General features: G+C 53.7%; 14 protein-coding genes. All 14 read left to right on the forward strand.

The genetic code is table 11. The features are described from left to right. Window positions 1-28: 28 nt before the first annotated feature. The 14 genes from N7E73_RS05170 to N7E73_RS05235 all read left to right on the forward strand — a co-directional run bounded on the left by N7E73_RS05170 (window position 29) and on the right by N7E73_RS05235 (window position 15,291). Window positions 29-1,717, forward strand: coding sequence for a radical SAM protein (locus N7E73_RS05170; protein WP_432737964.1), 1,689 nt, complete (start codon window positions 29-31; stop codon window positions 1,715-1,717). 312 nt (window positions 1,718-2,029) lie between these two features. Further along, window positions 2,030-2,443 carry a Fe-S-containing protein gene (locus tag N7E73_RS05175; RefSeq protein WP_432737965.1) on the forward strand — a complete coding sequence of 138 codons (414 nt, stop codon included), beginning with the start codon at window positions 2,030-2,032 and terminating at the stop codon, window positions 2,441-2,443. A gap of 13 nt (window positions 2,444-2,456) precedes the next feature. Next, window positions 2,457-3,617: an ABC transporter permease gene (locus tag N7E73_RS05180; protein WP_432737966.1), complete on the forward strand. Its 1,161-nt coding sequence runs from the start codon at window positions 2,457-2,459 to the stop codon at window positions 3,615-3,617. A gap of 8 nt (window positions 3,618-3,625) precedes the next feature. Beyond that, entirely contained in the window at window positions 3,626-4,297 is a 672-nt protein-coding gene (locus N7E73_RS05185) for an ABC transporter ATP-binding protein (protein ID WP_432737967.1), read from the forward strand. A gap of 198 nt (window positions 4,298-4,495) precedes the next feature. Beyond that, on the forward strand, window positions 4,496-5,005 hold the full coding sequence (locus N7E73_RS05190) for a Spy/CpxP family protein refolding chaperone (protein ID WP_432737968.1): 510 nt from the start codon (window positions 4,496-4,498) through the stop codon (window positions 5,003-5,005). Window positions 5,006-5,449: 444 nt separating this feature from the next. Further along, complete coding sequence (locus N7E73_RS05195; RefSeq protein WP_432737969.1) at window positions 5,450-5,950, forward strand: Spy/CpxP family protein refolding chaperone; 501 nt, start codon at window positions 5,450-5,452, stop codon at window positions 5,948-5,950. Window positions 5,951-6,099: 149 nt separating this feature from the next. Beyond that, a complete protein-coding gene (locus N7E73_RS05200; protein WP_432737970.1) occupies window positions 6,100-6,972 on the forward strand; it encodes a DUF4405 domain-containing protein in 873 nt (290 codons plus the stop codon). 19 nt (window positions 6,973-6,991) lie between these two features. Next, a complete protein-coding gene (locus N7E73_RS05205; protein ID WP_432737971.1) occupies window positions 6,992-8,728 on the forward strand; it encodes a two-component system sensor histidine kinase NtrB in 1,737 nt (578 codons plus the stop codon). Between the two features lie 4 nt (window positions 8,729-8,732). Next, window positions 8,733-10,142 (forward strand): sigma-54-dependent transcriptional regulator, encoded by a 1,410-nt coding sequence (locus tag N7E73_RS05210; RefSeq protein ID WP_432737972.1) that lies wholly within the window; start codon window positions 8,733-8,735, stop codon window positions 10,140-10,142. 723 nt (window positions 10,143-10,865) lie between these two features. Continuing rightward, on the forward strand, window positions 10,866-12,056 hold the full coding sequence (locus tag N7E73_RS05215) for a quaternary amine ABC transporter ATP-binding protein (protein ID WP_432737973.1): 1,191 nt from the start codon (window positions 10,866-10,868) through the stop codon (window positions 12,054-12,056). Between the two features lie 2 nt (window positions 12,057-12,058). After that, a complete protein-coding gene (locus N7E73_RS05220; RefSeq protein WP_432737974.1) occupies window positions 12,059-12,901 on the forward strand; it encodes an ABC transporter permease in 843 nt (280 codons plus the stop codon). Window positions 12,902-12,921: 20 nt separating this feature from the next. Further along, window positions 12,922-13,776 carry a glycine betaine ABC transporter substrate-binding protein gene (locus N7E73_RS05225; RefSeq protein ID WP_432737975.1) on the forward strand — a complete coding sequence of 285 codons (855 nt, stop codon included), beginning with the start codon at window positions 12,922-12,924 and terminating at the stop codon, window positions 13,774-13,776. A 144-nt stretch (window positions 13,777-13,920) separates the two neighbouring features. Continuing rightward, the gene (locus tag N7E73_RS05230) at window positions 13,921-14,973 is read left to right on the forward strand and encodes an HDOD domain-containing protein (RefSeq protein WP_432737976.1); all 1,053 of its coding nucleotides are present in this window, start codon (window positions 13,921-13,923) and stop codon (window positions 14,971-14,973) included. A 93-nt stretch (window positions 14,974-15,066) separates the two neighbouring features. After that, window positions 15,067-15,291: a NifU family protein gene (locus N7E73_RS05235; protein ID WP_432737977.1), complete on the forward strand. Its 225-nt coding sequence runs from the start codon at window positions 15,067-15,069 to the stop codon at window positions 15,289-15,291. The last annotated feature ends 97 nt before the right edge of the window (window positions 15,292-15,388 follow it).

The following is a 15,388-nucleotide window of genomic DNA, read 5'->3' on the forward strand; positions in this document are numbered from 1 at the left end:
CACGGACATTATGTTCCGGGACTGCAGAATGTCTGTAAAAGAGGATTTCTTCTATTACGGACAGGAAGAACCCACCCCGGAGGAGAGCGGAGGCCGTCTGCCCACGGCGCTTGTTTTCCCCGGCAGGATGGGCGCGGGCCTGTCAACCCTTGGCTGGCAGGCAGTGTACAGGCTGCTCGCGCCGGACGCGGAGCTAGCGGTCGAAAGATTCTTCCTTGGAGATCCCGGCAAGACGTCTGTTTCCATGGACAGCGACAAGGAGCTGTCCGAGTTTCCCCTGATCGGCTTCAGCATCAACTTCGAGGAGGAGTATCTCCACCCCGTAAGAATGCTGAAAGATTCGGGCGTTCCACCGCTTGCGGCGGAACGCCCGGACTTCCCGCTGGTCATGGCCGGCGGTCCGGTCGCGTTCCTGAACCCAGCTCCCATAGCCCCCTTTTTCGACATGTTCTGGGTGGGCGAAGCAGAAGCGGGGTTGAAGGATCTCTGCGTCGAGCTGAAAAGGCATATTTACAACGGGGGAAGCAAAAAGGAATTTCTGGAACTCATCAAGGACCGGGACGGAGTCTACGTTCCCGGCATGACCACAGGACAGGTCCGCCGTGCCGTACTGGCCCCAGGACCAGTTGATGAAGGACACGGCGTCCCCCTGCTCACCAGTCCGGCCTATTCCTGCTTCATAAGCCCGGATGCCGTGTTCAAGGACATGTTCCTTGTAGAAGTGAACCGCGGCTGCCCCTACGGCTGCCGCTTCTGTGCAGCAGGCTACATATACCGCCCGCCCCGCCATGCATCAGTTGAGCAACTCAAGGAACTGGTAGAGCTGGCCGATCCGCCCAAGGTCGGCCTTGTGGGTACGGCACTCACCGACTGGCCGGATCTCATCCCCTACATCGAGTGGCTCAAGGCCAGAAAAACCAAATTTTCCCTTTCCTCGGTCCGAGCTGACGGCCTGACCGAGGAACTGCTGGACATCCTGCGCGCCGCCGGAGTCCGCACCGTCACCCTCGCCCTTGAGGGGGCAAGCAAACGGTTGCGTGATGCCGCAAGCAAGAATCTTGAAGAGGAAGATTTCCTGCGTGCGGTGGAACTCAGTGCCGCCAAAGGCGTCAACCATCTGCGCATCTATGTAATTGTGGGCTGGCCCGGCGAGACTGCTGAAGACTACGAGGAGCTGGCCGACATGCTCCGCAAGATCGACGAAGCCAGAAGCCGCGGACAGGGTAAGAAGAAAAAGCAGTTCATGCGCATCACCCTCGGTGCAAGCTGCCTTGTGCCCAAACCGTGGACACCGCTGCAGTGGGCTCCCATGCAGTCCGAGCACGATCTCAAGCAGGTACTCTCCACCGTCAACGGCCTGACCAAGAAGTACAAAGGCATCACCTTTTCCGGAGACTCCCCTTTTCAGGCCCGGCTACAGGGAATTCTTTCCCGTGGCGATGAATCCCTTGCCGAGTTCATCACCATAGCCGCTGAACAGGGCGGATGGAAAAAAGCCTTTAAATACTATGAAGGCGACCCCGAACGATTCATTGACACCGAACTTGAGAAGGATTCCCCCCTTCCTTGGGATTTCATTGATACCGGGGTCAAAAAATCCTTCCTTTGGCGCGAATGGGAACGCTTCCAGCAAGCACGCAAAAGCCCTGTATGTCCTCCAGACGGTTGTGCTGAATGCAAAGTATGCGGCATGCACCAGTGGCTGACGCAGAAGTAGGACGTTGCATTAGCAACGTCCCGGTATGCTATGCCTCCGGCGGCCAGAGAAACTTAAAAAAATAATTATCTGGACGCTTCAAAAAACTTTTTCATTAAGGCTTCGCCAGTAGCACACTAGATCTGCTTCCAAGACCCGGCGCCATCGTAACTGGTTGTGCCGGGTGATGTGCAAATTATTGTGCAAAAACTTTGCACAATAATTCTTTTTCCAATTTCCTGATCAACTGCACTAGATTGTTAATCGCTGATATTGCTCGCCTTGTACACAAATTGCATACTATTGCGGTATACATTTTTCAAGGAGAGTTTTATGAAAAAACTGATTCTGCTTCTGGTGATCCTGCTTGTACCCAGCGCATTGTTCGCAGGAATGAAATTGGAAGGAAACAAGGCCATTATTCCGCTTGAAGAAGTCAGCGATAGCGAAGCCCATTATTATTCAATGAATGTGGACAATACAAATGTCCGCTTCTTTGTCCTCAAAAGCAAGGACGGGGTCATACGGGCAGCATTTGACGCGTGTGATGTCTGTTACCATTCCGGCAAAGGCTATTCGCAGGATGGGGACTTCATGGTCTGCAACAATTGCGGCATGCGCTTCCATTCCACCCGCATCAATATCGTAAGCGGTGGATGCAACCCTTCCCCCCTTGAACGCACGATTGAAGGGCAAAACCTGATCATTTCAATGGACGCAATCAAGTCCGGCAAAAAATACTTCTAATCCGGGGTACTGAATGAACCTGTTTACAATCCCCCTCCGTAATCTCGGTCGCCGTCCGCTGCGCACCGTACTGCTTACTGCGGTTTTCACCATCGGGGTAATGTCCGTTGTTTCCATCCAGCAGCTATCAACGGTTGTGGGTAACAATCTTGAAGAAAAACTTAACAAATTCGGAGCAAATATTCTTGTCACCCCTAAAACGGAATCCCTTTCGGTCAGCTACGGAGGTCTGGACCTCGGCAATGTGGCCTACGGAGCACACGAACTGCAGGGAGATCCGGTTCTTTCCTCCATCAGGGCGATTGACTTGAAGGACAGGCTCAGTGCTGTTGCCCCCAAGTTTGCTTCCATATCCAAGGTCAACGGAGTTCCGGTGGCTGTGGTCGGGGTCAGCATGGCTGACGAGCTGAGCATCAAGACCCACTGGTACCCGGAAGGGAATTTCCCGCAGAATGACCGAGAAGTACTGTTAGGCAGCAATGCAGCGGAAAAGATCGGCATCAGGACCGGGCAGAATGTCAGTATTGAAGGCAATACACTTAAGGTAGCGGGAATACTTGATCCAACCGGTACGGAAGACGACAACGTGATCTTCATGGACATAAACCTGCTGCGCAACAGTGTCGGCAGGCCCGGAGCAGTTCATTTCATTGAGGTGGCAGCTCTCTGCGCCGGCTGCCCGATAGATGAAATCGTTGAGCAAATCGTGAAAGCCGTACCAGACACTGAGGTCAAAGCATTACAGCATGTTGTTAAGCAGCGCATGTCGGCCATAGGCTTTGTGAACCGTATGGCCTGGTCGGTAAGCGGGGTCATCCTGCTGACCGCCTGCTTCATGATCGGGCTGTCCATCTTCTCAGCTGTAAATGAACGCAAAACTGAAATCGGGCTGATGCGTTCGCTTGGATTCTCAACAAGTTCAGTCTTCTCAATCTTCTGCCTTGAAGCCCTGTTCATAGGCAGTATGGCAGGTATTGCAGGATATGCAGGAGGCTTTCTTGCCAGCGGCAGGATTCTCCAAACACTTGATCTCGGAGAGGCTGATATCGCCTTCGACCCGGCGGCCTTTGGAATAACCTTTCTGGCCGTTGCCGGTCTTTCAGTTCTTGCGGCTGTCATTCCATCTCTGCGGGCCACCCGCGTTGACCCATCACGAACCCTTGTTTCACTGTGAGGCTGCACATGCTCAAAGCTGATTCCATAACCCACCGCTACGGACGTGACGGGGCACAGGTAACCGTCCTGAATGATGTATCCATTGAAATTCCGGAGAAGAGCTTCACTGCCGTTGTAGGCAGATCAGGATCCGGGAAGTCCACTTTGCTGAGCGTGGTCTCAAGCCTGCTCAAACCTGAACAGGGGCAGCTATTTTTCAGGGACGAAAATATCACCTGGTTCAGCAGGGCGCGCATTGACCGGCTACGCAGTGAAGAGTTTTCCATAATATTCCAGTCCCACCACCTGCTGCCCTATCTCAGCGCACACGAAAACGTGCTGCTGCCCTATCTGAATAGGATAAAGCCGGTTGGCAGGGAGATATATGAACGGGGCCTGAAATGCCTTGAACGGGTTGGACTGGCCGGTCTGGGTGAACGACTTCCCGGAGAACTTTCCGGCGGGGAACAACAGCGGGTTGCCATTGCCCGGGCACTGGTCAAGTCTCCTTCAGTCCTGTTTGCTGACGAGCCCTGCGGGAGCCTCGACAAGGCCACGGGCAACGAAGTCATGAGCATCCTGCAAAGCCTGAACAAAGACGGACTGACTATAGTCATGGTCACCCATGACCCGATGCACGCAGAGATGGCGTCAAGGATCATCCGCCTTGAGGACGGGAAGATCGCACGCGAATGTTAAGTTCACTAAGTGCATTATAAAGACAATTTGTGCACAACTTGTGCATCGATGCGCAGCAAATTGCATTCTATATTTTCCAACCATTTCAGTATGTTTCATACGAAGCACCCGGAATATCAGGACTATCGAAAATGGCACGGCTGATGCTTTATGGGATTATGAAAGGGCTGAAAAATCTATCCTGATAAGGAGATAAAAATGAAAAAGACAATCGTGATCCCGGTAATGGTTATTATGGTTCTGGCTTTGGCGGGAACAGCAATGGCTCGCGGAGGCTGCAATGGCGCATACGGCGGCGGCCCCGGCTACGGTCAGGGATACGGTCCCTGTACTGGTCCTGCCCAGATGTTCGATCAACTCACCCCGGAAAAGCAGCAGGAAGTAAAAGCCATCTTCCAGAAATATGATGACAAGATTGAGGCCGTCAGAAGCCAGATGTGGGCCAAGCGCACGGAACTGAATGCCCTTGTGGAAGCAGGCAAGGCGGAAAAGAAAGACATCACCGCCCTTGTTAACGACATGGCTGCACTCAGAGACAAGGGATACAATCTTCGCAAACAGTTATCTGCTGAAATTGAGCAGGCCACAGGTATTGCCATGCCCGTGCCCGGCTTCGGTGGAAACGGTATGGATAATGGCAAGATGGGCTTCGGCAGACATCACCGCGGGGACGACCGTGGCGGCAACTGTTGGAACTGGAACTCTTAAACATCTTCACACACTAAACATTCCCCCTGCGTAATAGAAGCACCCCTGCAAAAGGCCGGTAGGACTTGGAGTCCTTCCGGTCTTTTCGCTTTTGATCCGCTCATAGGCTACGGGTAAGATATTCCCGGAGACACGAAAAATCGCCCCGTTACCGACCACCGTATATTATGCTGCCCGCAGCCGGCTTAACGGGATTCCCCGAAGAAAGATTAATCCGGCGCTCCAGCACCAAAAGCCCCATCATGTGCACGGCATCTGCACTCTGACTGGCGGGCATGCACTCATTGTGCAACACAGTGCGCAAATATTTGCACAACCATTTTTGTCAGCACACCCTTCGTTCGCCCATAACCTACTTTAATAAATAATAAATAATATTTGGCACGCCATGTGCTTTAGTCGATCTTGAGAGGGCAACAACATCTAACCGCATCAGGAGATCATATGATAAGAAAAGCTCTGGTCCCGATGATTGTCGTGCTGATACTGACAGTTGCTTCAGTTGCCATGGCACGAAACGGCTACCGCAATGCCGGATACCATGACGGCAACTGGGCAGCCTACAACCAGCTGACACCTGAAAAACAGCAACAGGTTCAGAACATAGTTAAAAAATATGAAGCCACTTTCCAGGCTCTCGGCAGCCAGCAGTGGGCCAAGCGTACAGAACTGAATGCCCTGGTTGATTCCGGAAAAGCTGATAAGGAATCAATTCAGGCTCTGGTAAAGGAACTTTCCGACATCAGAGACAAGGTCTACGCTGAACACAAGAAAATGGCCGAAGAACTTGAAAAGGAAACCGGAATTTCCTTCCCCTCCATGGGTCAGGGGTCCGGCAGGGGCTGCGGCAATTATCGTCAGGGAGGCTGTCCCGGCGGTGGCGGCAACTGCGGAAATGTTCAACCCAACTGTCCCGGTGGAAACTGTCCGGGGCAAGGTTCCTGAACCTTAACCAAATAACGTTCATCTACACCTAATTACAGAAAACGGGAAAAAGGAGGACTTGACCGGTCCTCCTTTTTTAATGAAAACCCCTTCCAAGTGCAGGACAATTCAAGTTACAAAGGCAGTACAACTCACTTAAGGAGCAGAGCATGTTCAGAAAAATCACTTCCCTCACCAGTTTTTTCTCCATTCTTGTCCTGACCATTACCAGCATTGTGCTTTATTTCGTTCCCCAGGGCCGTGTCGCCTACTGGGCTGACTGGACCTTTCTGGGGCTCAGCAAGGAACAGTGGGGTGACATCCACATCTGTACCGGTGCCCTGTTCCTCGTTGTATCCGTCCTGCACATCTGGCTGAACTGGAAACCGATCCTCGCCTATCTGAAAAAAAAAGGTGGCGAAGCCAATTTTACTTCCCCGGCATTTTTCGTCAGCATCATCATCACCCTGTTCGTGGCCTTCGGAGCCCTTGCCGGACTGCCGCCCATGAAACAGGTCCTAGAATTCGGCATCTACCTTAAAGCGCTTGGAGAAGCCGAATACGGCAACCCTCCCTACGGACATGCCGAACTTAGTTCTCTGGCAGTTTTCTGCAAACGCACCGGTCTCAATGCGGACAAGGCCATAGCCTCCATCCGGAAGGCCGGCTTGGAACTTGAATCTGCCAAGGAATCCATCAAGTCCATCGCCGCCAGAATGGACATCACCCCCAAAGCACTGCATGAGATAATACTCAAGGACCAGCAGGAAGCAGCACAACCGTCAGAGTCCAAACCCAGATCCGGATTGAAGCAGGAAGACAGCCACAACAGCGGGAACGGGTCCGGGTCAGGATCCGGGGCAGGAATAGGCCGCATGTCGCTTGAGGATTACTGCCTGAAATACAATCTTGACCTCAACACTGCTCTGGGCATACTTCGCGAAAAGGGTGCGGTTGTTGACAAGTCCACCACCATCCGCGAAATTGCCGGGTCCCTTGGGCTCAGTTCTCCCAGAGAAGTGAGCGTACTGCTCAACCCGTAATCCATACAGAAGAGTCTTAATGGAACTTAGTTCACGCAAATCTCAGAAACTGCCTCTAGCTCTAGCGCTTCTGGCCCTGGTTCTCCTCGGGGCCGGTAGCCTTTACCTTACCTGGCACAACCTGCAGCAGATGCACCAGACGGTTTTCGAGCACATGCTGCTCTCCGCACGCTCCATTGCAAGAGGACTGGACATCCAGCTGGTTGAAGGGGCGCGGCGCATGCGCAGGCCGGGTGGACAGAACGGGCACGGCATGCACAACCGCCGTATGCCTGACGAGCTCATACCGGATGCACGTGAACTGTTCCAGGAAATGGTGGCTCAGGGAGACCTGCTCTACATTGCCCTGTACGGTCCGGACCACAATCCTCTTCTGGTGGTGGAAAAAGGGGATAAACCGTTCTCCCCGCCGCCGGAAATGTTCCGTATGCTCGATTCCATACGGGAATCAAGCACCCCGGTGATTATCGACGGCAAGGCAGCCCTTCTGTACGGAACCATCGGCCAGCCCATGCTGCTGCGCATATACGGTGATCCAAGATTCCGCTTTCTGCCCCCGCAGGATCAGGGCACATATCTTCTGCTCGGCCTCAACGCCGAGAAACACCTTCACCAATTCAAGCAATACCGTCGTGCGGCCCTGCTGCAGACCGGATACATATTTCTGGCCGGATTCGTTCTCTGGCTGCTGGCCGTGGCTTATTTCCAGCGCCGGGAACAGGGCAAGAAGCTGGTTAGACTGGAAAGGTTTCAGGCCAACCTGCTCGACAACATGCCCGACGGACTGCTGACCCTGTCCATGGACGGAACCATACTCTCCGCCAACGGCTCCGCGCTGAAGCTTCTGGACAGTCCTGCAGACGAAGCTCTGGTAGGCATGAACTGGAACAGTTTTTCGTATGAAACACTGCAGGAATTCCAGCGCGACAACGTGGTCTGGAAGCACGCCCTGCTGAGCGGCAAGAACCTTGAATTCATCTTCTTTCCGTATTTCGAAAGTCAGGATGAAAAAAGGACCATGATCATCATCCGCGACCGCACCGATATAGCAGGACTTGAAGAAGACCTCTACGAAGCCCGCAGACTGGCATCCATCGGTTCGCTGGCGGCCGGGGTTGCCCATGAAATACGCAACCCCCTGAGTTCGCTGCGCGGCTTTGCCCAGCTCTTTGCGGAAAAATTCAAGGATGAACAGCCTTACGGGACCTTCGCCACCACCATGCTCGGCGAAGCCGACCGCCTGAACCGGGTTGTAACCGACCTGCTCTATCTCTCCAAGCCGCACGAGCTTGAACCTTCCAGACTGGATCTCGACGATATATGCAGGTCCATGCAGACACTTATGGGCTTCGACCTTGAACACAAGGGAGCTGTCATCAACACCGACCTCAGGGCCGAGACAGTATACGCGGACCCGGATGCCATACGCCAGGTTCTCCTCAACCTGCTCGTCAACAGCCTGGACGCCGTACCGGAAGGAGACGGAGAAATATCCATCAGTGCCGAACAAAACGGGCACGGCGTATGGATCAGCGTCTGCGACAACGGTCCCGGCATGCCGGATGAAATCCGCAAGCACGCGCTGGAACCTTTTTTCACCGACAAGCCCAAGGGAACCGGATTGGGACTTGCAATTGTCAACACCATCATGCGCGGACACAACGGACGTGTTACCATTTCCGGACAGGGAGAATCGGCCCAGCCGCACGGAACCTGTGTAAAACTTTTCTTCCCCGATCCCCGCAGCAAGGAATGATATAATGACCAAGAACACCAAGACAGCACTTATCGTCGACGATGAACCGTCACTGCGCATGCTCATCCGGGCCGTACTTGAGAGCGACGGATGGACCGTCCACGAAGCACAGTCCGGCGAACAGGCTCTGGAAATGGTCCCCGGGATGGAGCTTAACGCAGCCCTCATAGACATGCGCATGGAAGGGATGGACGGGATGGCCCTGCTCAAGGAGCTTAACACCACCGTCCCCGGACTGCCTGTTATCATGCTGACAGCCTACGGCAATGTTAACTCAGCCGTGGTGGCCATGAAGCACGGAGCATTCGACTACCTGACCAAACCGGCTGATAACGAAGAGCTCAAGGCGGTCATGAACAAGGCCCTCGACTACTCCCGGCTGGTTGATGAAAACGAACGCCTCAAATCTGCCGCCGGTGCCACGGAAAAAATGATCGGCAGCACCAGAGGCATGCGCAATGTGAAGGACCTGATCGAACAGGCCGGTCCTTCAGAAGCGACCATCCTCGTCCTTGGCGAATCCGGCACAGGCAAGGAGCTGGTTGCCGAAGGTCTGCACCGGGCCAGCCTGCGTGCAGGAAAACCGCTCGTCAAAGTCAACTGTGCGGCCCTGCCCGCAGATCTGCTTGAAAGCGAACTTTTCGGATACGTCAAGGGAGCCTTTACCGGTGCCAACACCAACAAGCCGGGCCGCTTCCAGCTTGCATCCGGCGGAACTCTCTTCCTCGACGAAATAGGCGAGATGGACCCGCTTCTTCAGGCCAAGATCCTGCGCGCCCTGCAGGAAAAGGTTGTCGAACCTCTCGGCAGCGTGTCCCCGGTGGAAACGGACGTGCGCATCATCGCCGCAACCAACCGGGACCTGAAAAAAGAGGTTGAAAAAGGCAATTTCCGCGAAGACCTCTATTACCGGCTGAGTGTGCTTGAAATCCGCATCCCGCCCCTGCGCGAACGCATCGGCGACCTTCCTGCGCTGGTGGCCTACCTGCTTGAAAAGCTGGGCCGCAAAAACAACAAAAAAGTACGCTCGGTAACCCCTTCATTTCTTGACGTGCTGAGCCGCTACGACTGGCCCGGAAACGTACGAGAGCTGGAAAACGTTCTGGAACGGGCCATAATCCTCAGCCGCAGCGAAGTGCTGGGACCGGAACTCCTGCCCCCGCAGGTGCAGAACCCCGCTCCCAGAGCGGTCCAGCCGCAGCATACTCCGAATTTCGAACCTTCTGCACCACGCCAGCAGCTGACGCCGCCTCCGTCCCCCGGCCCGGCGTCCCTTGACGATGCTGAACGTCAGGCCCTGATCGCGGCCCTGGAAGCCAACCAGCACCACAGGGAGCGCACAGCGGATGCACTGGGCATCAGTCGCCGCACCCTTCAGTACAAACTGAAAAAATACGGCCTGACCCGCCGCTGAACGAATTACCTCAACCTTACAACACCGCAATCTACTGAATTTAAGGGCCCGGAAGCATATGTTTCCGGGCCCTTCTTGCGTGGATGGACTTTATCGGCATGCCCCTTCTGAAAATATTCCCGGACAGTCGCAACCGAGAATCCTGCGCGAACACCGGCGCTAAAATGCCCCAATCGCTGCCTCCGGATTATCCGTAATTAGCCCTGATCTCATCCAATCAGCAGCATTGAAGTCGCCTTACCTCTGCATGCCGCAACCCGACTACATTATTCATAAAAATACTGTATAATATTGTGTAAACCAATCTCATTTGACAGATGACCACATTTTATCTACCATACAAAATCCAGAAACATAATTTTACTACCGTATAAAATGAGTTTTTTGCGTTATCAAAATTAAAGTTTGAATGATAAAATTCTCAACTTTGCTTTTGAAGTGATTCGAATGTAAAAACTGCATTTTTCCAATGTAACAACTGAAAAAAAGATACACTACATAGCAACAAACAGTTACAACAAACTACTGCATAAAATTATGTATCAGATTAAGAACTACTACATCAAATCAACTGGCTCTCCCGTCCAGGACTCCAACCTCAATTCCGCACCGGAAAAAGTACCCGTTTAGCTCTCCCCTCCGCCAGACAGAGCCGTTGCCGATCTTATCAGCCTCTGCGTAGAAACGCAGATGGTCTGTTCATTTATAATCAATGGAGAAGTTATGCCAAAAATACGAGTAGAGAATCTCTACAAAATATTCGGCCCCAACCCGCACAAAATCATACCCATGCTTGAAAAAGGGGCCACTAAAGACGAAGTCATGGAAAAATCCCGGCACGGAGTCGGTGTCAACAATGCATCCTTCACCGTGAACGAAGGAGAAATCGTCGTAATCATGGGTCTTTCAGGAAGCGGGAAATCAACCCTTGTCCGCTGCCTCAACAGACTCATTGAACCCACAGGCGGCAAGATCTTCATCGATGGAGAAGACATAACCGCACTGGACAAGGAAGAACTGCGCAAGGTCCGACAGAAAAAGCTGGGCATGGTCTTCCAGAACTTCGCCCTGTACCCGCACCGTACGGTATTGAAAAACACCGAGTACGGCCTTGAAATAGGCAATGTGGACCCTGAAACGAGGAGAAAGAAAGCCATGGAGTCCCTTGAGCTGGTCGGGCTTTCAGGATGGGAAGACTCATACCCTTCACAACTCTCCGGCGGCATGCAGCAGCGTGTCGGTCTTGCCCGGGCACTGGCCCTCGACCCTGACATCCTGCTCATGGACGAAGCCTTCAGCGCGTTGGACCCGCTTATCCGCCGGGACATGCAGGACGAACTCATCAACCTGCAGGAAAGCATGCACAAGACTATCGTCTTCATCAGCCACGACCTTGACGAAGCCCTCAAGCTCGGGGACCGCATCGTGCTCATGAAAGACGGTGAAATCGTCCAGACCGGAACCCCGGAAGAAATACTCACCGAACCGGCCAACGACTACGTACGCCGCTTTGTTCAGGACGTGGACATCACCAAAGTCCTTACCGCTGAATCCATCATGAAGAAAACCGAAGCCGTGGCCTACTGCAAGAACGACGGTCCCAGAGCATCGCTGCGTAAAATGCGCAAGAACAACATCTCCAATCTCTTTGTTCTGGACGAACACCACAAACTTATAGGAGTCGTATCCGCCGCGGACTGCGCCAGACTCGTCGAGGAAGGAGGAAGGGACCTCCGCACGGTAATGCGGACTGAATTCCAATCCGTAAATCTCGATTCCCCGGCACAGGAACTTTTCAACATCATGCAGGACCGCACCACCCCCCTCCCGGTCATTGACGAGAACAACAGACTCAAGGGCGTCATTGTCAGGGGGGCTCTTATCGGGGCACTGGCCGAAAGGGGAGTAAACTAGCAATGAATTTTCCGCGTATACCGGTAGGAGACACAATAGAAAGCGGCATCGATTTTCTGGTCGAGCATTGCTCCTTTGCCACCAAGGCATTTTCCGCCGTACTCGAAACCGGGCTGGATATTATTGAAACAGCGATGAAGGCCTGCCCGCCGTGGCTGCTGATAGGCCTTATCGGCCTGCTGACATGGAGGCTGGCCAGAAGCAGACGCACCGGAATCTTCGCGGTGGCCGGACTGCTGCTCATCTGGAACATGGGGCTTTGGAAAGCTACTGTTTCCACCATCGCACTGGTCATCGTTTCCACCATGCTGGCACTTATGATCGGCATCCCCATTGGCATCATGGCGGCGATGAACCGCTATGTGCACAAGACGGTAATGCCGGTCCTCGACGTCATGCAGACCATGCCCGCATTCGTCTACCTGATCCCGGCCATTCCGTTCTTCGGTCTGGGCAAGGTGGCAGCCATATTTTCAACCATAATTTTTGCCATGCCTCCGGCCATCAGGCTGACCTGCCTCGGCATCAAGCAGGTTCCGCCAGAACTGGTGGAATGTGCCGAAGCGTTCGGTTCCACCCGCTGGCAGAGGCTCGTCAAGCTTGAACTGCCCATCGCCACCCCCACCATCATGGCCGGCGTAAACCAGACGGTCATGCTCTCACTGTCCATGGTCGTCATCGCAGCCATGATCGGCGCAAAAGGCCTTGGCGGAGAAGTCTGGAAAGCCATCCAGCGACTCCAGATGGGCAAGGGATTCGAGGCCGGAATAGGCATTGTCATCGTGGCCATGATCATGGACCGCGTACTCCAGAAAATAGGCTCCGGTAAAACAGACCGGGGCTAATAAAACAACGGGAGATCTCTATGAAAAAATTCATTACCCTTATCATTGCAGCACTTCTTGTCGCAGCAGTTGCTGCCCCCTCCTTTGCCGGTGACAAAAAAAAGGTCAAACTGGCCTATGTTGAGTGGGACTGCGCCACTGCAACCACCAACGTCCTAAAGGCCGTACTGGAAGAACGCATGGGCTATGAATGCGAAATCATCCCCGTTGCTGCTGCCGCAATGTGGCAGGCCGTAGGCAGCGGAGACGTGGACGCAATGGCCACCGCATGGCTGCCCGTAACCCACGCCGATTACCTGAAAAGGGTGAATAAGGATGTGGTAAACCTCGGCCCGATCGTTTCCGGCGCAAAACTGGGCTGGGCGGTTCCCAAATATGTGACTGTCAACTCCATCGCGGACCTGAATAAATATGCCGACAAATTCGATGACAAGATCATCGGAATCGACCCGGGTGCAGGGCTCATGAAACTTTCCGAAGATGCCATCGAAAAATACGGTCTGGACAAGTTCGAACTCATGGAAGGTTCAGGCGCCACCATGACCGCGGCCCTCAGTGATGCCATCAAGAAAAATGAATGGATTGTTGTCACTGCCTGGTCACCGCACTGGATGTTCGGTCGCTGGGACCTCAAGTATCTTAACGACCCCAAAAAGGTTCTCGGCGAAGAGGAAACCATCAACACCATCGTGCGCAAGGGACTCAAGGCAGACATGCCTGAAGTTTACGCTTTCCTCGACAAGTTTTCATGGAAAGATGCAGGCCAGCTCCAGATGGTCATGGCCTGGAATCAGGACAAGGGTGCCGATCCCTATGAAAATGCAAAACGCTTTATCCGGGAGAACAAAGCTCAGGTTGACACCTGGCTGAAGTAAGCATTCCCCCGCAAAAATGAGCCTGCAGCCCCCGCCATACCTCCTGTGGCGGGGGCTGTAATGTTCCTGAAAACTGAGCTTTGCTGCCAACACCTTTTAATGTATGGTAAAGACAGGGGATAACCATGCAGCAAGGCGGTAACCATGACAGAACAACTATCCATACCCGAAGAGACGCTGCAGACTGCCGTCGCACTTATGGAAGAACGCTTCGCACGTGCCGACCGCACAAAACCTATTCTGGCAACCCTTTATGAGCTTGGGGTCAGCCTTGTAGCTAAGGACCTTGCAAGTCACCCGGAACTGTACAAGCCGCTAGCAGAACTTCCGATGCCAACAGCAAGGTTCGCCCCGGTGGACCCGGTTTCACTCATCCGCGCCGAAATCAAACTTCCGTCACTTCCGCAGGTATTCATTGAGCTGCGGCAGGTCATCAACGATCCGTCCAGTTCGGCATCGGATGTGGCCAAGGTCATCTCGCGGGACACAGCCCTTTCCGCATTCCTGCTGCGCATGGTCAACAGCGCATTCTACAATTTCCCGTCACAGATCGACACCATCTCACGGGCCGTTGCTGTAATCGGCACACGGCAGCTTTCGACCCTGGCCCTTGGAACCTCGGTAATGGACATGTTCCGCGGACTGCCCACCGACATCATCGACCTTGAACTTTTCTGGCGGCACAGTTTCTCATGCGGCATAATCGCCAGTGAACTGTCCCGGACGCTCAAGCAGGGGTCACCTGAAAAATGCTTTGTAGCCGGACTGCTCCATGACATCGGCCGCCCGGTACTCATGATGACTCTTCCTGACAGGGCTGTGGCTGCAACGGCAATCTCGCGCAACAAGCAGGCTCAACTGCACAAGGCCGAGAGGCTGGTTACCGGTTTCAACCACGCAGAACTGGGCGGAATGCTGCTGCGCAAGTGGAACCTGCCCTTCTCTCTGGTAACGGCAGTGCTCTACCACCATAATCCGACCAAGGCAGCCAAGACACCGGAAGCCATGTTCGTTTTTTTTGCCAACATCATTGCCAAGACTATGGGTATCGGCGGAGGCGGAGACTTCTTTATCCGCAACATAAAAAGCGAAAGATGGGAAGAATACGGCCTGACCCCCGAAAGGCTCCGGGAGCTGGTCAGCAGGCTGAATCCGGTACTTCAGGACGCATTTTCCATACTGCCGAAGGTTAGATGAGCGAGAAGAAACAAGTACTCCCTGACAGGAGCAGGTTTGACATCGGCCCGTAAAGGTCGTACTTGAGCGTGCATACCAAATGGAGGATTTACCATGCACGACAAAGTCGAAGCCGCTCTGGACAAAGTCAGACCTCTTCTGCAGGCTGACGGCGGCAACGTTGAACTCGTAGAGGTAACAGACAAAGGCATCGCCAAGGTCCGCATGCAGGGTGCATGCAAAGGCTGCCCCATGTCCCAGATCACCTTGAGGAACGCCATTGAGCGTACCCTGCTCAAGGAGATCCCGGAACTGAAAGGCGTTGAGCCCGCGGAGTAATATTTCACCGGCCGGAGCAACTCCGGCCGGGTGGCATATCCTGCCGGCCCAGAAAGATAGAACTAGATCAGGTTCAGCAGTAAATACCGCCCCTTAC

The organism is Maridesulfovibrio sp. FT414 (assembly GCF_050916235.1).
GTDB lineage: Bacteria > Desulfobacterota > Desulfovibrionia > Desulfovibrionales > Desulfovibrionaceae > Maridesulfovibrio.

Excerpts from the sequence above, each read along its gene's own strand:
- N7E73_RS05170 (WP_432737964.1), top strand. The coding sequence starts at position 29 with ATGTCTGTAAAAGAGGATTTCTTCTATTACGGACAGGAAGAACCCACC.
- N7E73_RS05175 (WP_432737965.1), top strand. The coding sequence starts at position 2,030 with ATGAAAAAACTGATTCTGCTTCTGGTGATCCTGCTTGTACCCAGCGCA.
- N7E73_RS05180 (WP_432737966.1), top strand. The coding sequence starts at position 2,457 with ATGAACCTGTTTACAATCCCCCTCCGTAATCTCGGTCGCCGTCCGCTG.
- N7E73_RS05185 (WP_432737967.1), top strand. The coding sequence starts at position 3,626 with ATGCTCAAAGCTGATTCCATAACCCACCGCTACGGACGTGACGGGGCA.
- N7E73_RS05190 (WP_432737968.1), top strand. The coding sequence starts at position 4,496 with ATGAAAAAGACAATCGTGATCCCGGTAATGGTTATTATGGTTCTGGCT.
- N7E73_RS05195 (WP_432737969.1), top strand. The coding sequence starts at position 5,450 with ATGATAAGAAAAGCTCTGGTCCCGATGATTGTCGTGCTGATACTGACA.
- N7E73_RS05200 (WP_432737970.1), top strand. The coding sequence starts at position 6,100 with ATGTTCAGAAAAATCACTTCCCTCACCAGTTTTTTCTCCATTCTTGTC.
- N7E73_RS05205 (WP_432737971.1), top strand. The coding sequence starts at position 6,992 with ATGGAACTTAGTTCACGCAAATCTCAGAAACTGCCTCTAGCTCTAGCG.
- N7E73_RS05210 (WP_432737972.1), top strand. The coding sequence starts at position 8,733 with ATGACCAAGAACACCAAGACAGCACTTATCGTCGACGATGAACCGTCA.
- N7E73_RS05215 (WP_432737973.1), top strand. The coding sequence starts at position 10,866 with ATGCCAAAAATACGAGTAGAGAATCTCTACAAAATATTCGGCCCCAAC.
- N7E73_RS05220 (WP_432737974.1), top strand. The coding sequence starts at position 12,059 with ATGAATTTTCCGCGTATACCGGTAGGAGACACAATAGAAAGCGGCATC.
- N7E73_RS05225 (WP_432737975.1), top strand. The coding sequence starts at position 12,922 with ATGAAAAAATTCATTACCCTTATCATTGCAGCACTTCTTGTCGCAGCA.
- N7E73_RS05230 (WP_432737976.1), top strand. The coding sequence starts at position 13,921 with ATGACAGAACAACTATCCATACCCGAAGAGACGCTGCAGACTGCCGTC.
- N7E73_RS05235 (WP_432737977.1), top strand. The coding sequence starts at position 15,067 with ATGCACGACAAAGTCGAAGCCGCTCTGGACAAAGTCAGACCTCTTCTG.